The following is a 16033-nucleotide window of genomic DNA, read 5'->3' as shown; positions in this document are numbered from 1 at the left end:
TGTCGTCGTGCCCCGTGCTATGCCCGGTCCGGCCCGCCCCGGCACGCCCGGCGCCCGATCCGGCTGCCCTCGCCGCCACCACCGTTCCCCGCCGCCGGGACCACCGCCGTCGTCCCCCGCCACGCCGGGTCATACGATTTCCCGCCACGACCGCTCTTCACCGTCGTCCAACGGGGGTTCTCTTCACGTGTTCGGAATCGTCAGGCCCTGCACCCACCGCCTGTCCCAGGGGCTCAAGGCGGAGTGGATGGCCCACCTGTGCGGGCTGTGCCTCGCGCTGCGCGGGGACCACGGGCAGTTCGCCCGGGTGGTGACCAATTACGACGGCTTGATCGTGTCCGTCCTGACGGACGCCCAGACCGGCCGGCTGGCGGAGCGGCGCCGTACCGCCGGGCCCTGCCCGTTGCGCGGGATGCGGACCGCATCGGTGGCGAAGGGCGAGGGCGCGCGGCTGGCCGCGTCGGTCTCACTGGTGCTCGCCTCGGCGAAGGTACGCGACCACGTCGCCGACCGGAACGGGCTGCTGCGCCGCCGCCCGGTGGCCGCCGCCGCGCGCAGGGTCGCCGCGGGCTGGGACCGGGCCGGGGCCCGTACCGGCGCGGCGCTCGGCTTCGACACGGCCGTCCTCGTCGACGCCGTCGACCGGCAGCTCGGTGTCGAGGAACTCGCCGGACCCGGTACGCCGTTGACCGTCGTCACCGAACCCACCGAGACGGCGACCGCCGCCGCCTTCGCCCACACCGCGGTCCTCGCGGGCCGCCCCGGCAACGCCACGCCGCTGGCCGAGGCCGGCCGGCTCTTCGGGCGGCTGGCCCACCTCCTCGACGCGGTGGAGGACCGCGCCGCGGACGCCGCCGAGGGCGCCTGGAACCCGCTCACCGCCACCGGCGCCTCCCTGGCGCAGGCCCGCCGGCTGTGCGACGACGCGCTGCACGGCGTCCGTCTCGCGCTGCGCGACGTGGAGTTCGCCGACTCCGCCTTGGTGCACGCCCTGCTCGTGCACGAGCTGCGCCGGTCGGTCGACCGTGCCTTCGGTACGGCGTCCTGCTCGCACCAGGGGTACGGGGCCGGTCCGTACGACGGCCGGGCAGGCGATCCGTACGGGCGGGGCGAGGGGTACGGCGACGGATTCGGGCCGCCGCAGCCGTACCCCCCGGCCACTCCGTACGGCCAGGCGCCGGCCGGCGGGCCGTACGCCCAGGCCCCGCAGGACCTGAACGGCGCGCGGAACCCGTACGCGGGCGGGCCGGTGCCGCCGGGCGGCTCCGGCGGCCATGGAGGTGGTTCCGGAGGTCACGGAGACGGTTCCGGAGGGTGGGGCGGCTCGGGTGACTCAGGTGGCTGGGGCGGACCCGGGGGCGGTGGACTGCCGCGCCTCACCCCCTTGCCGCCGAAGAAGCCCCGTGGCTTCCTGAGCGGATGCGCGGTCGCCATCGGACTTTGCTGCACGTGCCGGCTCTGCTGTGCCGAGGAGTACGAGGGGCCGTGGTCGCGCAAGAAGCGCGAGGGCTGCTGCCGCGACTGCGACTGTTGCGAGAGTTGTGAGTGCTGCAACTGCTGTCCGGACTCCTGCTGCTGCGACGGGTGCTGCTGCGACTGCGGGTGACCGAAGGGCCGCGCCGCGCGGGGGCATCGCGACGGGCACTCCCGTTCCGGCCGGACCGGCTCCCGGTCACACGTCCCAGGTGACCGGGAGGCTCCGCACCCCGTAGATGTCCGCGGTCTCCGGGCGCAGGACGACTTCTTCGGCCGGTACGGCCAGGCGCAGCGTGGGGAAGCGGCTGAACAGCGCGGGGAACGCGACCCGCATCTCGACACGGGCGAGCTGCTGCCCCAGGCACTGGTGGACGCCGTGCCCGAAGGCCAGGTGCCCGCCGTTCTGCCGCTGGAGGTCGAGCACGTGGGGGTCGGCGAAGCGCTCGGGGTCGCGGTTGGCGGTGTTGTACGACAGGACGACCGTCGTGCCGGCCTCGATGGTCAGGCCGCCCACCTCGACGTCCTCCAGCGCCGTCCGCATGAACGTCTTGGCGACGCTCAGGTACCGCAGCAGCTCCTCCACGGCCCGGTCGGCGAGCGCGGGCTCGGTGCGCAGCGCGGCCAGTTGGGCCGGATGCCGCAACAGCGCGAAGGTGCCCAGCGCCAGCATGTTCGCGGTGGTGTCGAACCCGGCGGCCAGCAGGATCAGGCCGACCCCCCGCAGCTCCTCATCGGTCAGGTCGCTGTCGGTGAGGTCGCTGAGCACGTCGTCGGTGGGGTGCGCGCGCTTGGCGACCACCAGCTCGGCGAGGTAGTCCTGGACCGCGGTGTAGGCCGCCATGAGGTCCTCGTCGCTCGTCTCCCCGCCCATGAACGCGTCGATCTGCTCCTGAAAGGAGCCCCGGTCCTCGTACGGCACCCCCAGCAGCTCGCAGATGACGATGGAGGGGATGGGCTTGGCGAACGCGGTCACCAGATCCGTCGGCGGCCCGGCCTTCTCCATGGCGTCCAGGCAGTCGGCGGTGATCTGCTCGACGCGCTCGGTGAGCAGCCGCATCCGCCGTACGGTGAACTTGCCCATCAGCGGTTTCCGGTAGCGCCGGTGCTGCGGGTCGTCCATGAGGAGGAACTCGCCGGGCGGGGCGGGAGGGATCACGAAGTCGCCGCCGACGTTGATGAGTTCCTTGCGTGAGCTGAACCGGGGGTCGGCCAGCACCGCCCGCACCAGGTCGTATCCGGTGATCAGCCAGCCGGGGGCGCCGCCGGGGTGGATGCAGCGGCTGATGGGGCCGTGCCCGCGGGCGTCGAGCAGCTCGGCCGGCGGGCCGAAGGGGCAGCCGGACCGACGCGCCGTCGGCAGGGTCATGACGGTGTGGACGGATTCACTCATGGCCATTCCTCATCTCGCGATAGTACGCGTTCACCGATGCCCGAACGCTACGTTGCATTCAGCATCGCGTCAATCACTTGAGTTCCCCAACGGAGGCCTGTAAGCGGCGGTTTGATGCAATGACACTGGGCCCGAATGCAATGCGGTGTTGCAATGACTTGCGGCGAAAGCAACACTGACGAGTCAGTGGTCGACGCCGGGGGTGCCGAGGATGACGGCGCGCGTACCGCGCCGCCGTGCCGCTGCCCGAGGGCGCCCGGCACACGACGGCCCGGCCTCCGCGTGGTGGCGTCCGGCCGGGGCCCGCCGGACCCTGGTACGACTCCTCGGCGTCGGGTAGTCAGGGGGGCATGGCCAACACATACGAGACCAGCCGGATGACGACGCCCCTGCCGCCGCTGCGGCCGGTACCGCTCGACGGGAGGGGACCGGAGGACGTGGTGGTGGACTCGGCCGGGCGGGTGCTCACCGGGGTGGAGGACGGCAGGATACTGCGGCTCGCCCCCTTCCCGGAGGGCCCGGAAGAGGGGTCGGCCGGCACTCCGCGCGCCGAGGTCATCGCCCGGACCGGCGGACGGCCCCTGGGCCTGGAACCGCTGGCCGACGGCGGCGTCCTGGTGTGCGACGCGCGCCGGGGACTGCTGCGCGTCGAGCCGTCCGACGGCACGGTGCGGACCCTCGCCGACACGGTCGACGGCGCTCCGCTGCGCTTCTGCAGCAACGCCGTGGCAGCCGCCGACGGCACGGTCTACTTCAGCGTCTCCAGCCGCCGCTACCCCTTGGAGGACTGGCTCGGCGACATCCTGGAGCACACCGGTACGGGGCACCTGGTCCGGCTGCGCCCCGGCGGTACGCCCGAAGTCGTTCTGGACGGCCTCCAGTTCGCCAACGGCGTCGCCCTGGCGCCGGACGAGTCGTTCGTCACCGTGGCGGAGACGGGCTCCCGCCGGCTGACCAGACTGTGGCTGACGGGGCCGCGGACGGGACAGCAGGACGTCCTCGCCGACGACCTGCCGGGCTACCCCGACAACATGTCGCGCGGGCCCGGCGGTCTGTTCTGGGTGGCCCTGGCCGGACCGCGCTCCGCGAGCCTGGACCGCCTGCACCGTACGAAACCGGCGCTGCGCCACGCCGCGTGGAGCGTGGCCCGGCGCGTCCGCCCGCGGCCCGGGCCCCTCGCGGGCGTCATGGGAATCGACTCCTCGGGCCGCGTCGTCCACGACCTGCGGCGCCGCAGCCCCGACTACCGCATGGTGACCAGCGTCTGCGAACACGGCGGCCACCTGGTCCTGGGCAGCCTCCACGAACGCGCACTGGCCGTCTGCGAACTGCCCTCCCCTCCTCGGGATTGAATCCCGCGCACCCGGGAACCCGAGCCTCCAGGTTCCCCACGTGCAGTCTCAGACAACAGGGGGCCACAACAGCCGGTCCCGAACAGCCCGCCGCCCCCGGCGCCGGGCCGACCGACGTGCCGTCACCGCGCGGCGGACACCGCCCCGGTACGCGACTCCGCGGAACCTGCGACGACCGGACACAACCTCCTGGCGATCTCGGCGAGGGAAGGCAGACATGGAGTGGTGGGAGAAAGCAGCGTGCCTGGACGAGGACCCGGAACTCTTCTTCCCCGTAGGAGTGACGGGCCCCGCCGCCCAGCAGCAGGCGGACGCCAAGACGGTGTGCCGCCACTGCCCGGTGGCCGACGACTGCCTGGAGTGGGCCCTCCAGACCGGCCAGAACTACGGCGTCTGGGGTGGTACCGACGAGGAGGAGCGCCGCAAGCTGACTGGCCTGCGAAAACGCCGGGCCGCCTGAAGGGCGACAGCCCTGTGGAACTCCTCTGGGACCATGCGCACCGGCCGAGAGCGTGCGGATCTTCCTCGGGCCGGGGCCGGTACCACCCGGGCCGGCCCATGCGAAGACCGCGTCGATGAATGAAGCTCGTGCGGTCGATCGCACCGCGCCTACGCCCGGTCACCAAAAGGGTGAACGCCCTCGGCCTCCGGTGCTTCGCGGCCACCGGCATGTCCGGCGGACAAGGGTCGCCCCACGGCAGCGTGACGCTTCTTCAGCCAACGATCTTCTGTGCAGCCGGACAGTTGTGACACCTTGCCGTAGAGGACGGACGCAGTGCTGTGGAAGTGGGGCGGCTCTTTCCCCAGGCCCGGCCGACGAGCACAGAAAGACCTGACGGAGTCCTACTGGCCCTCTCCTCCCCAGGGCCGCAGCTTCTCCGGGTTGCGGACCGCCCAGATCCGGGTGACGCGTCCGTCGGGGATGTCGAACGACGCCACGGTCATGACGAGGCCGGGACGCCGGGCAACCAGGCCCGGCGTGCCGTTGACCGACCGTTCCAGGAGTTCGATCCCTGGGGCCTTGTCGGCCATGGCGACCATGTACCGGGCGATGCGCGTGCCGCCCGCTACCGGGCGGAGTACGGTGCCGACCATGCCGCCGCCGTCGGCGGTCATCACGGCGGCCGGGTCGAGGAGACCGACGAGGGCGGCGATGTCCTTGGTCTCCCAGGCCTCTTTGACCTGCCTCACCACGTCCGCCCGGCCGGCCGCCGACGCCGGAGTGGGCGCGTCGCTCAGCCGCCGCCGGGCGGAGGACGCCAGTTGCTTGCAGGCCGCGGGGGCCCGGCCGAGGACGGCGGCGATCTCGGCGAACGGGTACCGGAAGACGTCGTGCAGGACGAACGCCACCCGCTCGGCGGGCGTCATCGACTCCAGGACGACGAGGAAGGCCATGGCCACCGACTCGTCCAGGACGATCTGGTCGGCGGGGTCTGCACGGCCGCTGGGTCCGGTGCCACCCGCGTGCTCCCACTCGGCGCGGTCGGGCAACGGCTCGGGCAGCCACGCGCCGACGTAGCGTTCACGGCGAGCCCGCGCCGAGCCGAGCAGGTCAAGGCAGATACGGCTGGTCACCGTCGTCAGCCAGGCACCTGGGGACAGAATCTCCTCCTGTCGGCTTCGCGGCAGCCCGTACCAGCGTGCGTAGGCATCCTGTACGGCGTCCTCTGCCTCGGTCACCGAGCCGAGCAACCGATAGGCCACGTTGATCAGTTGACTTCGCTCACCGGCTATGCCGTCCGCGCCGGTCCCGACCGTACCCATCCCGTCGGCCGCCCCCTCGCCTTACCTTTCGCAGACCCGTGTCGTCGGGCTGGTGAGACCTTATCGACCCACCAGGACGGTGACATGACCACCCAGGTTACGGCGACGGTGAACGCACGGCGCGGCTCCTCGTTCCTGCGGCTCGCGATCTCCCTGCAAACCCTGACCATTTTCCTCCAGGCGGTCTCCGCCGGGCTCCTGCTGACCTCGTCGTACGGACAGGCGCTGCACAGTGTTGGAGCCCGCGTGATGTACGGGGCATCGATGCTGTACGTGCTCGCGGCGGTGCTGGCGTGGAAGCCGGGCGGCGGCTCGCTCCGACCCGTCTGGCACGCGTCGGGCCTCCTCGCGCTCGCCTCGGTCCAGGTCGTACTCGGCATCGCGCGCCTTTCTCCGGTTCATCTGCCCCTGGGCGTCTTGATGTTCGGCCTGAGTGTGTGGGCGCTGGCCCGCTGCTCAGGTGCGTGGGGCAGTTCGCCTCTGTCCGTCACGGGGCACCGGAGGTAGAGGGGGCCGCGTCGTACCCGCGTTCCAAGAAGAGCCGCGGGGTGGTGTCGCGGACCTTCTGGCGGGTCGCGGCTTTCCTGCGTGCACGGCGTCCGGTCGGCACGGGTCACGCCCTGGCACTAACAGGTACAGCTTCATAACCGCTTTGAATGCCTAACGGCTGGCGTTATGGCCGACGGCATGAAGAAAGTGCGCTTCGCCGAATTAAGCGGTGCCGAGGTCCTTCACCTCATCGATGCCGAGGAGCCCCATCCGGGCCCCGGTCAGATACGCATCGCCGTACCCGCGGCGGGCGTGAGCCCCGTCGACTGGTGGCTCCGCGAGGGCCAGGTCCCAGGGGCCCGTCAGATCGAACTGCCCTCCGGGGTCGGCCTGGACGCGGCGGGGGGTGGACGAGATCGGCGAGGGGGTCGAAGGGACCGAGATCGGCGACCACGCGTCCGGCGAAGAGACGAGCACCTACGCCGAGTTCACCGTCCTCGGGGCCTGGGCCCGGATGTCCGAAGGCCTGACGTTCGACGAGGCGGCCGGCTATCCCTCCGTAGTGGAGACCGCGCTGCGCGTCATCGTCGGGACGGGCGTGCGGCCCGGGCAGACGCTGCTGGTCAGCGGCGCGTCCGGGGGCCTCGGTTCGGCGGTGCTGCGAATCGCCTGTGAGCGCGGCATCATCATCGGCGCAGGGCTCGGCGGCCTCGTACTGGTTCGCGTCCTGCACTCTAACGGCATCCCGGTCGCGGTCTACGAGGCGAATCCCTGCGCCACGGCGCGTTTGCCGGGCGGGATGCTCGACATCCACGAACACCACGGCCAACACGCCCTCAAGGACGTCCCCTTGCCGAGGGCAGCTACGAGGTGGCCTTCGCGGGCGGCACCAGCACCGTCACGAGCCTGCTGGTCGGCGCGGACGGTGCTTGGTCACGAGTCCGACCGCTGCTCTCCGACGCCACACCCGAATACCTCAGCCGCTCCTTCGTCGAAACCTGTCTGTACGACGCCGGCACCCGGCACCCGGCCACCGCGAAAGCAGTCGGCGGCGGAACACTCTGCGCGCTCGACCCGGACGAGAACGGGAAGTGGCTCGTGGCTCACCGGGAGAAGGGCAGACCCTCCACGCCCATCTCACACTGGCCGGACTCCTGGACTGGTTCACCACCATCGACTTCACCGATGCCGCCGCAACCGCCGAGCGGAGCGCGGAGGAATTCACGGGCTGGGCACCGGAGCTCAACCGCGCCGGTCCTTCGCCCCCTCCACGCCTTGCCGATCGGGCGCCGCTGGAACCGGGTACCGGGAGTGACCCTGCTCGGCGACGCGGCTCACCTCTCGGCCCCGGATGGCGAAGGCACCAACCTGGCCATGCAGGACGGCGCCGAACTCGGCCAGGCCCTCGCCGCACACCCCGACGACATGGAGACCGCCCTGACCGAATACGAGCAAGCGCTCTTCCCCCGCAGCGCAACGGCCGCCACCGTAGTCGCACACGACCCCACGCCTCAGGATCTGATCTGGCCGCCATCGGGCTGGACAGTGACCTCCCAGTCAGGGAAGCGGGGCCGCCCGTACTCGAGCCAGGGCCTGGGCTCTCGCCGTGATAGCAGCTTCACGAAGTGCCGGCGCCGATTTCCAGCACGCGTTCTCCGGGCCGCGGGCCGGGGTGCCGCAGCATGTTGACCACCACGGCCGGACAGGAGCTCGCCCGTACCGTCCCCACCCGCGGAAGCGGTGGATACGCGGCCCTTCCGCAGGGCCCGCGCCCGCCAATTCGCGTGGCGTCACGGTAATCACCTGGCTGCCCTCCGCGCGGGAACAGGAAATCCAGGATCCGCGAGTCGTCGCGCGAAGCCGGTGCTTGATGGGCACGGGCACACGCAAATCCGGGTCTGTCTGCGCGATGGCTTCGGACTGTGGTTGCCGGTAGCGATACGGACGGAGCTGGGCCGCGCAAGGGGCGGCGCGCTGTTGAGCGGTTTTCAGTGTGCGATGGGGTGCGCGCTGTCGAGGAGGCGGCGCAGGCGCAGACTGTCCGGGGCGACGGCGGTAGCCAGTGCGGCTGGGCCGGCAAGTGGTGCCAGTACGCCTTGGCCGCTTTCCGGGGCGTCGCCGAGCAGGCGGGTGGCGGGAGGGTTGTCCTCGAAGGCGGGGTCGACGATGAGGATCTGCCCGGTGGCGCGGTGGTCGGCGAGGACGGCTGGGCTGTTCCAGCCGGGTGTGTCCGGCCCGTATTGGGCCTGTTGGTCCAGCAAGGTGTGCCCGCCACGTCGGACGGTGAGCCGGGTGATCAGTTGGCCCGGGGGCTCGCCGGCGCGTCCGAGGATCTGCTCCTCGCGCAGGACGAGCCGTGCGGTGGAGGCGAGGTCGATGGTCCAGCTTTGGCGCAGGTTGCTGCCGGCCGTGCAGATCAGCGCCTTGGGCAGCCAGTGCAGTCGGGCGTGCTCTTCTACGGTCAGGTGTGCGTCGTAAGTGGCGTGTTCGGTGGTCGGGCCGCGCAGGGCGAGGGTCGCGGCGGCGGTGGTGATGTGCAGGGCGGCGCCGCGCTGGGCGGTGGCTTCGATCCGCAGCCGGTCACCGCCGAGTGGGGCGATCATGGCGCCGATGATGCACACCCGCGCCTGGTGGCCGTGCGGGCGCAGACCCCGCACGTCGAAGGGTCCTTCGCCGTCGAGAACGGACAGGACGGTGGTGTCGCCCTGGGCGGCGGCCACGATGCGGGCGGTGGCGTGCACGCCCGCGGCGGCCTGCTGGGAGGCGGAGGGGGTGTGCCCGGTGGTGAGGGTCATACGGGAACCACGGCCCAGTCGGTGACGCGCGCGCGGACCCAGTCGGCGACCGGTTGCACGCCGCCCTCGGCCTTGAGGCTGGTGAAGGCGACGGGCAGCGAGCCGCGCTGGGCCTCGGCGTCGCGGGCCATGCTCTCCATATCGGAACCGACGTAGGGGGCGAGGTCGGTCTTGTTGATGACGAGGAGGTCGGCGGTGGTGACGCCGGGGCCGCCCTTGCGGGGGATGTCGTCGCCGCCGGCCACATCGATGATGAAGATCTGGTGGTCGACCAGCCCCTTGGAGAAGGTGGCGGTGAGGTTGTCGCCACCGGACTCCACCAGCACCAGGTCGAGGCCGGAGCCGATGGTGTCCTGGAGGTCCTCGACGGCTTCGAGGTTGGCGGAGATGTCGTCGCGGATGGCGGTGTGCGGGCAGGCGCCGGTCTCCACCGCGGCGATCCGCTCAGGCGGCAGGACCGCCTCGCGGAGCAGGAAGGCGGCGTCCTCGCGAGTGTAGATGTCGTTGGTGACCACCGCGATGGACAGCTCGTCGCGCAACGCCCGGCACAGGGCGGCGACGGTGGCGGTCTTGCCCGAGCCGACCGGCCCGCCCAGGCCGATGCGCAGGGCACGACGGGTGCCGTCCGCGAGCCGACGTCCGGCACTGTGGCTGTGGCGCTGGGGGAATGTCTCTGCGTGGTCGAGGTGCATGAAGGCTCCGGTGGTTCGCGGTGCTACGTGGTGGTCGTGGGTGCCGTGGCGATCAGGAGGCGAACAGGCGTACCAGCCATGTGGCGTGCTGCTGCGCGGTGATGTCCAGCAGCGGCGCGCCGGCGGCCGGCAGTGCGCTGATCCCCTCCTCCGGAAGGCGCCCGGCGGCGGTGGCGGCTTCTCCGGCCACCTGGTCGAGGTCGCCGGCGAGGCGGGCCAGGACCGCCGTGGCGTCGAAGGGGTCAAGGCTCAGCAGCCGCACCGTCGCGGTGGCCGGCCCGCTGACGGTTTCGTAGGCGGCCGCATACGCGGCATCCAGCGGTGCCAGTTCGGCCGAGCGCGCCGCGAGGCCCAGTACCAGCGGCTGGTGCACCCCCCGCGGTCGGGCCGCGGCCAGTGCGTCCAGCTCGGCCGAGGGCCACGTCGCGCGGGCGGCCCGCATCATCTGCCGCCCCAGCCTGCGGGCCGTCTCCCGCAGGGCCGGCACCGGTGTCCGCGCGTCAGCAGCCTCCTCCAGGACCAGTGGATCGTGGCCTGAGGCGGCCGCGGCGGCCAGCGCCGCCGCGACCAGGCCGGCGGTGTGCAGCCGCCCGAGGCAGAAGTCCCGAAGCGAGCGGGCATCATGGATACGGCCCGCGGACACGGCCGCCTCGGCCCCGCCGGAGTGCGCGTGCCCTCCGGCGGGAAAACGGCCGTCGGCCAGCACCAACAACGCGGCACGGTTCACCGTCCGCACCTCACCCTTTCCTCACTCCCCTTCACGGCACACTGTCCCCCGCGTCTCTGCTGTGCCTCGCCAGTGCTCTCCCGCAGGATGCCGGCGGCCCTCAGAAGAGGAAGTACCGCTGCGCCATGGGCAGTAGCCGTGGCGGATCGATCGCATAGACCGGCTGCCTGTCGTAGGGAAAGTGCGGGTCACCCGGATAGTTCGGTTCTTTCGGGAAGCGCGGATCGTTCGCAGTGAGTTCCTTGTCCAGATCGACCGGATAATCGGCATCCTGGTGGTTTTCGACTCGGGCGTACACGTCGTCCTCCGTTGCGCCGCCGACGGTCACATAGAACGTTTCCGAGCCGACCTCGACCGTGGGCCTGAGGTCGTTCTCCTCCATCTGGTTCTTGTGGACGCCGCGTGTGCTCTTGATGGGCGCGAATTTCTTGCCCAGTGTGAGCCGCTCGTGCAGCTTGGTGGTGATGGCCCGCCGGCTGACGAAGTTGTACGAGGTGGCGCCGGGTGCCAGGCCCGTGGAACCCCACACGGCGCGGGGCAGGACCGGCTGTGGGGTGGTGATGGAGGCGTTGGCGTCGCCTAGCTGCGCGTACGCGATCTGCCCGCCCTTGATCACCCGGTGCGGCCTGACCCCGAAGAACTTCGGCTCCCACAGCACCAGGTCCGCCAGCTTGCCGGTCTTCACGGACCCGACGTAGTCATCGATGCCGTGGGCGAGCGCCGGATTGATCGTGTACTTCGCGACGTACCGCCGGACCCGGTGATTGTCGGCGAGCCCGGCGTCAGCGATCTGGGTGGCCGTGGCGTCCGCCGGCAGGCCCTCCCTGTCCTTCTCCAGGATGCCCCGGTGCTTCTTCATGACGTGCGCGGTCTGCCAGGTGCGCGTGACCATCTCGCCGATACGGCCCATGGCGTGGGAGTCCGACGACATGATCGAGATGGCGCCCATGTCGTGCAGGATGTCCTCGGCGGCCATCGTGGAGGGCCTGATCCGCGACTCCGCGAAGGCCCGGTCCTCATCGACCTGCTGATTCAGATGATGGGCGATCATCAGCATGTCGAGGTGTTCCTTGACCGTGTTGACGGTCAGCGGCCGGGTGGGGTTGGTGGAGGCGGGCAGCACCTTCTCTTCGGACACCATTTTGATCATGTCGGGGGCATGGCCGCCGCCCGCGCCCTCGACATGGAAGACGTGGATGGAATGGCCCTGGATGGTGAGCTGGGTGCTCTCGAAGAACCCCGCTTCGTTCATTGAGTCGGCGTGCAGGGCGATCTGGACGTCGACGTCATCCGCACAGACCTCCAGACACGCCTTGAGAGCGGCAGGGGTGGCCCCCCAGTCCTCGTGGATCTTGAAGCCGATGATGCCGGCGTTCAACTGGTGATGCATGGAATCCTTGGACATGGTGGAGCCCTTGCCGAGCAGCCCGATATTGACCGGGAAGGCGTCCAGCGCCTCGAACATCCGCTCCAGGTGCCAGGTGCCGGGCGTGACGGTGGTGGAGGTACTGCCGTCCGCCGGCCCCGTACCGCCGCCGATGAGCGTGGTGACACCCGACGCCAGCGCCTCGCCGATCTGGTCGGGGCAGGTGAAGTGGACGTGCGTGTCGATCCCGCCGGCGGTGAGGATCTTGCCGTTGCCCGAGATGACCTCCGTCTCCGGCCCGATGACGAAATCCGTAGGGGTGGGACGACCGTCGACGGAAACGGCCCCGTCGTGGATTTCGTTCATCGTCTCGGGGTTGTACGCCTTGCCGAGCGCGGTGATGTAGCCGTCGCGGATGGCCACGTCGGCCTTGACGACGCCCCAGTGGTCCAGGATGACGGCACCGGTGATCACCGTGTCGGGAGGATGAGTCGCGTCACCGGTCGGGGGGTTGTCCGGGTCGACGGGGGAATCACCCGGGGCGGTGGACGGCCTGCATGCCTCGTGCGTTGGGCGGGCTGCCGTGTCCTGGCACGGGTCGCGTGGCGTGATGGACTGTCCCATCGACTCACGGATCACCTTTCCCCCGCCGAAGATCATCTCGTTGCCGCTGTGGTCGGGACCGCCGCACCAGTCCTCCTCGATCCGGATCCACAGATCGGTGTCGGCGAGGCGGATTCGGTCACGGACCGTCGGGCCGAACCGCTCCGCGTACTCCTTGCGCGGCAGGGGGGCGAAGACCGTACGTTCAGGCGTCGTTCGCCGACCCCCCGTCGAAACGGAAGGAAGCCGCGGGATCGGCGTGTCCTTGGTCTTCTCGCGCAGGCCGTGGACTTCGCGGTTACCCAGAATGGGTACGAGCTCCACCTCTTGGGGATCGTTCCAGTCGAAGCGGACGGAGCTGCCGGCCGGGACGTTGAGACGCATGCCCAGAGCGACGTCACGTGACACCGTGGCCCCCTCGGCATCCTGGAACTCCAGACCGTCGTTGACCTCGAAGAAGTGGTAGTGCGAACCGACCTGGACCGGACGCTTCTTCTCATCGATGTTGACGACGGTGACGTACTCGACCTTGTTGTCGTCCACGAGCTGCTTGTTGTGGACCACCGTCTCATCGCCGACCTTCTCGGAGTACCGCACCTCACCCGGATGGACGGCCGGCCCAACCCGGTACTGCGGGCGCGGGTCGAAGACGGGGTCGCGGATGGTGACGAGTTTCGTGCCGTCGGGAAAGGTCGCTTCCACCTGCACGTACTCGACCATCTCGGGGACACCCGACATGACCTTCACGCCCTTCAGCACCTCCTCCCTCCCGGACTTCATCAGATCAGCGACGGTCTTGCCCTCCCTCGCCCCTTCGAGGACATGCGCGCTCAGCAGTGCCACCACCTCGGGATAGTTGAGCGGCCGAGGCGACGCCCCGGCCATGCGCTCCCTGGCGAGGCCCGCCACCGCACGAATCATCAGACGCTCTTGTTCATGTGAAGTCAGATGCATGGTTCCACCCAGTGCTCGCCATCCCCAGAGCCATTGCCCTGAAGCCCGTGAGCTGGGACCTTGCACCCTCAACAGCCCGGGCGGAGAACTTCACGGTTCCGCCTCACACGTCATCGGCGCAGTACCGTCTCCGCGGCCACCGGTCCGGTCCTCACACGAGGACCTTGGGCATGCCGACACCACTCAAAACGGCGTACCGGCCCACTCCCCTCGTACGGGTGACGGCCGAGCGCACATGCGTGACGTCATCAGCAGAGCACGATGCGGAACTGCCCTGGGGCGCAGCTCAGACATGGGCGGGCATCACCAGGTGGAGGGGAAGGCGCCGACAGGCTCACCGACTGGGCCACCGCCGAACTCGCCGAAGCATCCGCGAACGTGTTCCTCGCCAGGGGGCGGAGGTGCAGGCGGGCGGCACCGGCCGCTTGGGCAGCAGCGTCTCCCGCACATCGCCGCGCCCCTCCGTCGCGCGGCGGAAACGCCGGGCAGCCTGAGGGGCGGCGGCCCCCTGGGGCCCCTCCGGGGCTTCGCGTCAGGGCCGGGGCCGGTCGGGCCGGTTGCGGGTCGAGGCCGAACTCGGCCCTGCCCGGTCCGGGCCGCGCGAAGAAGCGTCGACGGCGCCGCCGCCCCCGTGCGCCCGCGCGAGGCGAGGCGAAGGGGGGTGTTGGTGCAGGAGTGCAGTGAACCACCTTATATATCACCGGAGTTGATGTCCGTGCGGGACGGATTTGCTTGACGGCTCATCAGGGCGGGTCCAGACTTGGATGCCAACCCGGCTCGCATGCTCATCCGCCCCTTCCGGCTGCGGTCAAGAAGAAGAGCGGGGTACCCCAGGGGCTACCGAGGGGAAATCCGAGTGAAGGTCAACCTGTATTACGCCCCGTTCCCGTCACAGATATTCAGGGGCTACGACGAGCCCATCAACACGGAGCGGCCGCTCAACCCGAAGAGTGCGCTGCCCACGCTCGCGGCGGGGCTGCGCATGTTCTCGGAAGAGATGGGTTTCGACTGCGACATCGAGATCGTCGACATGCAACTCGGCCGCGCGCGTACCTACTACAAGACGATCCCGTACGGCCCGCACCAGATGGACTGCTTCCGCTTCGGGACGCCTTTCGAGGCTTTCGTGGAGAAGATCAGAGAAGCGGACATCCACGGGCTCACGTGCAACTTCACCAACAGCGCGCAGATCACGGCGGACCTGGCGACGTTCATCAAGAGGGTCAGCCCGGACGCGTTCGTCGTCGCCGGCGGCGTGGACCCGACGGCCCGGCCGTACTACTACCTGGAGCGCGGGGTCGATCTCGTCGTCCAGGGCGAGGGCGAATGGGTCTTCTCGCGAGTGGTCCAGGAGTGGGGTGGCAACCGGGACTTCAGCGAGATCCCCAACATCACGACCACGAGCCGCGCCACCCGTAAGACGGATATGTCGCACATCCTCGACATGAATTCCCTGAAGCCGATGGCACTGGATCTCGTCGGGGATCTCTCACGGTTCACCGATACGGCCGAGGGGCCGCCACCGGACGGTGTGCGGACCAACTACATCTGCTGGGAGACCTCGCGGGGGTGCGCCTGGCGCTGCTCGTTCTGCACCGCGCCGTCCCGGGGCCGGTACCGCTTCATGTCACCGGAGTCGGTGGAGAAGCACCTGAAGCACTTCCGGGCGAACGGCATCCGGACCATCGTCTGGCAGGAGGACAACCCGCTCTCCCGGATCCAGCAGAACGGAACGGGGCGGTCCCTGTACGACTCGGGCCGCGAGGAGCTGCTGGACATCTTCCGCATGATCCGGGACTACGGTTTCTCCTGGGAGTTCGCCAACGGCATCGAGTTCGGGAAGTTCAAGCAGGGCGGACGGTTCGACCACGAACTGGCCCAGGCGCTGCTCGGGAACGAGAAGTCGGCCGACGGCTGGGTCGGCTGCTACCGCGTGCAGATTCCGCTGGACAACATGAACATCGTCAAGAGCCGCTTCCCCAAGCTTCTCGGATTCGACGATCAGGTCGACATCCTGGCCACGATGCTCACCGATTACGGGGTGGGGCACCAGACGTACGACTTGTTCATCGGCTACCCGGAGCAGGACGCGGCGGCCATCGACCAGTTCAACGACTACTGCCTGCGCATCAAGGACGAACTGGGGGAGCTGGGGGGAAGCGAGTACCACCCGTACTTCAACGTGTTCAACCTGTCGCTGTTGCCCGGCGCGCGCGACTACGTCACCCTGCGCGACCTGCTCGCCTTCGACATCGACCAGCACCCGGAAGTCATCGGGATCTTCCTGTCGGCGATCAACACCCCACACTTCTCGTACTACGACATCTACGAAAAGCGACTGGAAATGACCAACTCCTTGAACGACCGCGAAATGCACCGCCTCTACGACGGCATATACGCGGGCGCCGCGCCGACGGAGGTGTGA

General features: G+C 69.9%; 11 protein-coding genes and 4 pseudogenes. 7 read left to right on the top strand and 8 right to left on the bottom strand.

The features are described from left to right. Positions 1–187: 187 nt before the first annotated feature. On the top strand, positions 188–1606 hold the full coding sequence (locus tag ACH4EB_RS22650) for a DUF5685 family protein (protein ID WP_398349353.1): 1419 nt from the start codon (positions 188–190) through the stop codon (positions 1604–1606). A 66-nt stretch (positions 1607–1672) separates the two neighbouring features. Here ACH4EB_RS22650 and ACH4EB_RS22645 read toward each other — a convergent pair whose 3' ends face one another. Continuing rightward, positions 1673–2866, bottom strand: a complete 1194-nt coding sequence (locus ACH4EB_RS22645; protein ID WP_398349352.1) for a cytochrome P450 — start codon at positions 2864–2866, stop codon at positions 1673–1675. Positions 2867–3216: 350 nt separating this feature from the next. Here ACH4EB_RS22645 and ACH4EB_RS22640 point away from each other — a divergent pair, with 350 nt between their 5' ends. Further along, on the top strand, positions 3217–4218 hold the full coding sequence (locus ACH4EB_RS22640; protein WP_398349351.1) for an SMP-30/gluconolactonase/LRE family protein: 1002 nt from the start codon (positions 3217–3219) through the stop codon (positions 4216–4218). 217 nt (positions 4219–4435) lie between these two features. Further along, entirely contained in the window at positions 4436–4678 is a 243-nt protein-coding gene (locus tag ACH4EB_RS22635) for a WhiB family transcriptional regulator (protein ID WP_398349350.1), read from the top strand. 383 nt (positions 4679–5061) lie between these two features. Here ACH4EB_RS22635 and sigJ read toward each other — a convergent pair whose 3' ends face one another. Beyond that, positions 5062–5982 (bottom strand): RNA polymerase sigma factor SigJ, encoded by a 921-nt coding sequence (sigJ, locus tag ACH4EB_RS22630; RefSeq protein WP_398349349.1) that lies wholly within the window; start codon positions 5980–5982, stop codon positions 5062–5064. Positions 5983–6066: 84 nt separating this feature from the next. Here sigJ and ACH4EB_RS22625 point away from each other — a divergent pair, with 84 nt between their 5' ends. Beyond that, positions 6067–6489 carry a hypothetical protein gene (locus ACH4EB_RS22625; protein WP_398349348.1) on the top strand — a complete coding sequence of 141 codons (423 nt, stop codon included), beginning with the start codon at positions 6067–6069 and terminating at the stop codon, positions 6487–6489. A 7-nt stretch (positions 6490–6496) separates the two neighbouring features. Here the strand turns inward: ACH4EB_RS22625 and ACH4EB_RS22620 are convergent. Next, positions 6497–6592 (bottom strand): annotated as a pseudogene (locus ACH4EB_RS22620) (TetR/AcrR family transcriptional regulator); the annotation flags it as partial. A 77-nt stretch (positions 6593–6669) separates the two neighbouring features. Between ACH4EB_RS22620 and ACH4EB_RS22615 the strand changes: the two are divergent. Then, positions 6670–7162: pseudogene (locus ACH4EB_RS22615) on the top strand (alcohol dehydrogenase catalytic domain-containing protein); the annotation flags it as partial. Continuing rightward, a pseudogene (locus ACH4EB_RS22610) lies at positions 7154–7959 on the top strand (FAD-dependent oxidoreductase); the annotation flags it as partial. The pseudogenes ACH4EB_RS22615 and ACH4EB_RS22610, both read left to right, overlap by 9 nt. Positions 7960–8459: 500 nt before the next feature. Here the strand turns inward: ACH4EB_RS22610 and ACH4EB_RS22605 are convergent. The 5 genes and pseudogenes from ACH4EB_RS22605 to ureA all read right to left on the bottom strand — a co-directional run. Then, a complete protein-coding gene (locus ACH4EB_RS22605; RefSeq protein WP_398349347.1) occupies positions 8460–9266 on the bottom strand; it encodes an urease accessory protein UreD in 807 nt (268 codons plus the stop codon). Then, complete coding sequence (ureG, locus tag ACH4EB_RS22600; protein ID WP_398349346.1) at positions 9263–9958, bottom strand: urease accessory protein UreG; 696 nt, start codon at positions 9956–9958, stop codon at positions 9263–9265. The genes ACH4EB_RS22605 and ureG overlap by 4 nt, the downstream gene beginning before the upstream one ends. 52 nt (positions 9959–10010) lie before the next feature. Continuing rightward, a complete protein-coding gene (locus ACH4EB_RS22595) occupies positions 10011–10685 on the bottom strand; it encodes an urease accessory protein UreF (RefSeq protein ID WP_398349345.1) in 675 nt (224 codons plus the stop codon). 100 nt (positions 10686–10785) lie between these two features. Continuing rightward, entirely contained in the window at positions 10786–12840 is a 2055-nt protein-coding gene (ureC, locus tag ACH4EB_RS22590) for an urease subunit alpha (protein ID WP_398349391.1), read from the bottom strand. A gap of 90 nt (positions 12841–12930) precedes the next feature. Then, positions 12931–13608 (bottom strand): annotated as a pseudogene (gene ureA, locus ACH4EB_RS22585) (urease subunit gamma); the annotation flags it as partial. Positions 13609–14464: 856 nt separating this feature from the next. On the opposite strand from ureA, the gene ACH4EB_RS22580 reads away from it, so the two are divergent. Beyond that, positions 14465–16033: a B12-binding domain-containing radical SAM protein gene (locus ACH4EB_RS22580; protein WP_398349344.1), complete on the top strand. Its 1569-nt coding sequence runs from the start codon at positions 14465–14467 to the stop codon at positions 16031–16033.

The sequence above is a fragment of the Streptomyces sp. NPDC018045 genome (assembly GCF_044327445.1).
Lineage (GTDB): Bacteria > Actinomycetota > Actinomycetes > Streptomycetales > Streptomycetaceae > Streptomyces.
The sequence above is the reverse complement of the archived record's forward strand: the minus strand, read 5'-3'. Positions and strand labels throughout refer to the sequence as shown.

Excerpts from the sequence above, each read along its gene's own strand:
- ACH4EB_RS22625 (WP_398349348.1), top strand. The coding sequence starts at position 6,067 with ATGACCACCCAGGTTACGGCGACGGTGAACGCACGGCGCGGCTCCTCG.
- ACH4EB_RS22605 (WP_398349347.1), bottom strand. The coding sequence starts at position 9,266 with ATGACCCTCACCACCGGGCACACCCCCTCCGCCTCCCAGCAGGCCGCC.
- ureG (WP_398349346.1), bottom strand. The coding sequence starts at position 9,958 with ATGCACCTCGACCACGCAGAGACATTCCCCCAGCGCCACAGCCACAGT.
- sigJ (WP_398349349.1), bottom strand. The coding sequence starts at position 5,982 with ATGGGTACGGTCGGGACCGGCGCGGACGGCATAGCCGGTGAGCGAAGT.
- ACH4EB_RS22635 (WP_398349350.1), top strand. The coding sequence starts at position 4,436 with ATGGAGTGGTGGGAGAAAGCAGCGTGCCTGGACGAGGACCCGGAACTC.
- ACH4EB_RS22645 (WP_398349352.1), bottom strand. The coding sequence starts at position 2,866 with ATGAGTGAATCCGTCCACACCGTCATGACCCTGCCGACGGCGCGTCGG.
- ACH4EB_RS22640 (WP_398349351.1), top strand. The coding sequence starts at position 3,217 with ATGGCCAACACATACGAGACCAGCCGGATGACGACGCCCCTGCCGCCG.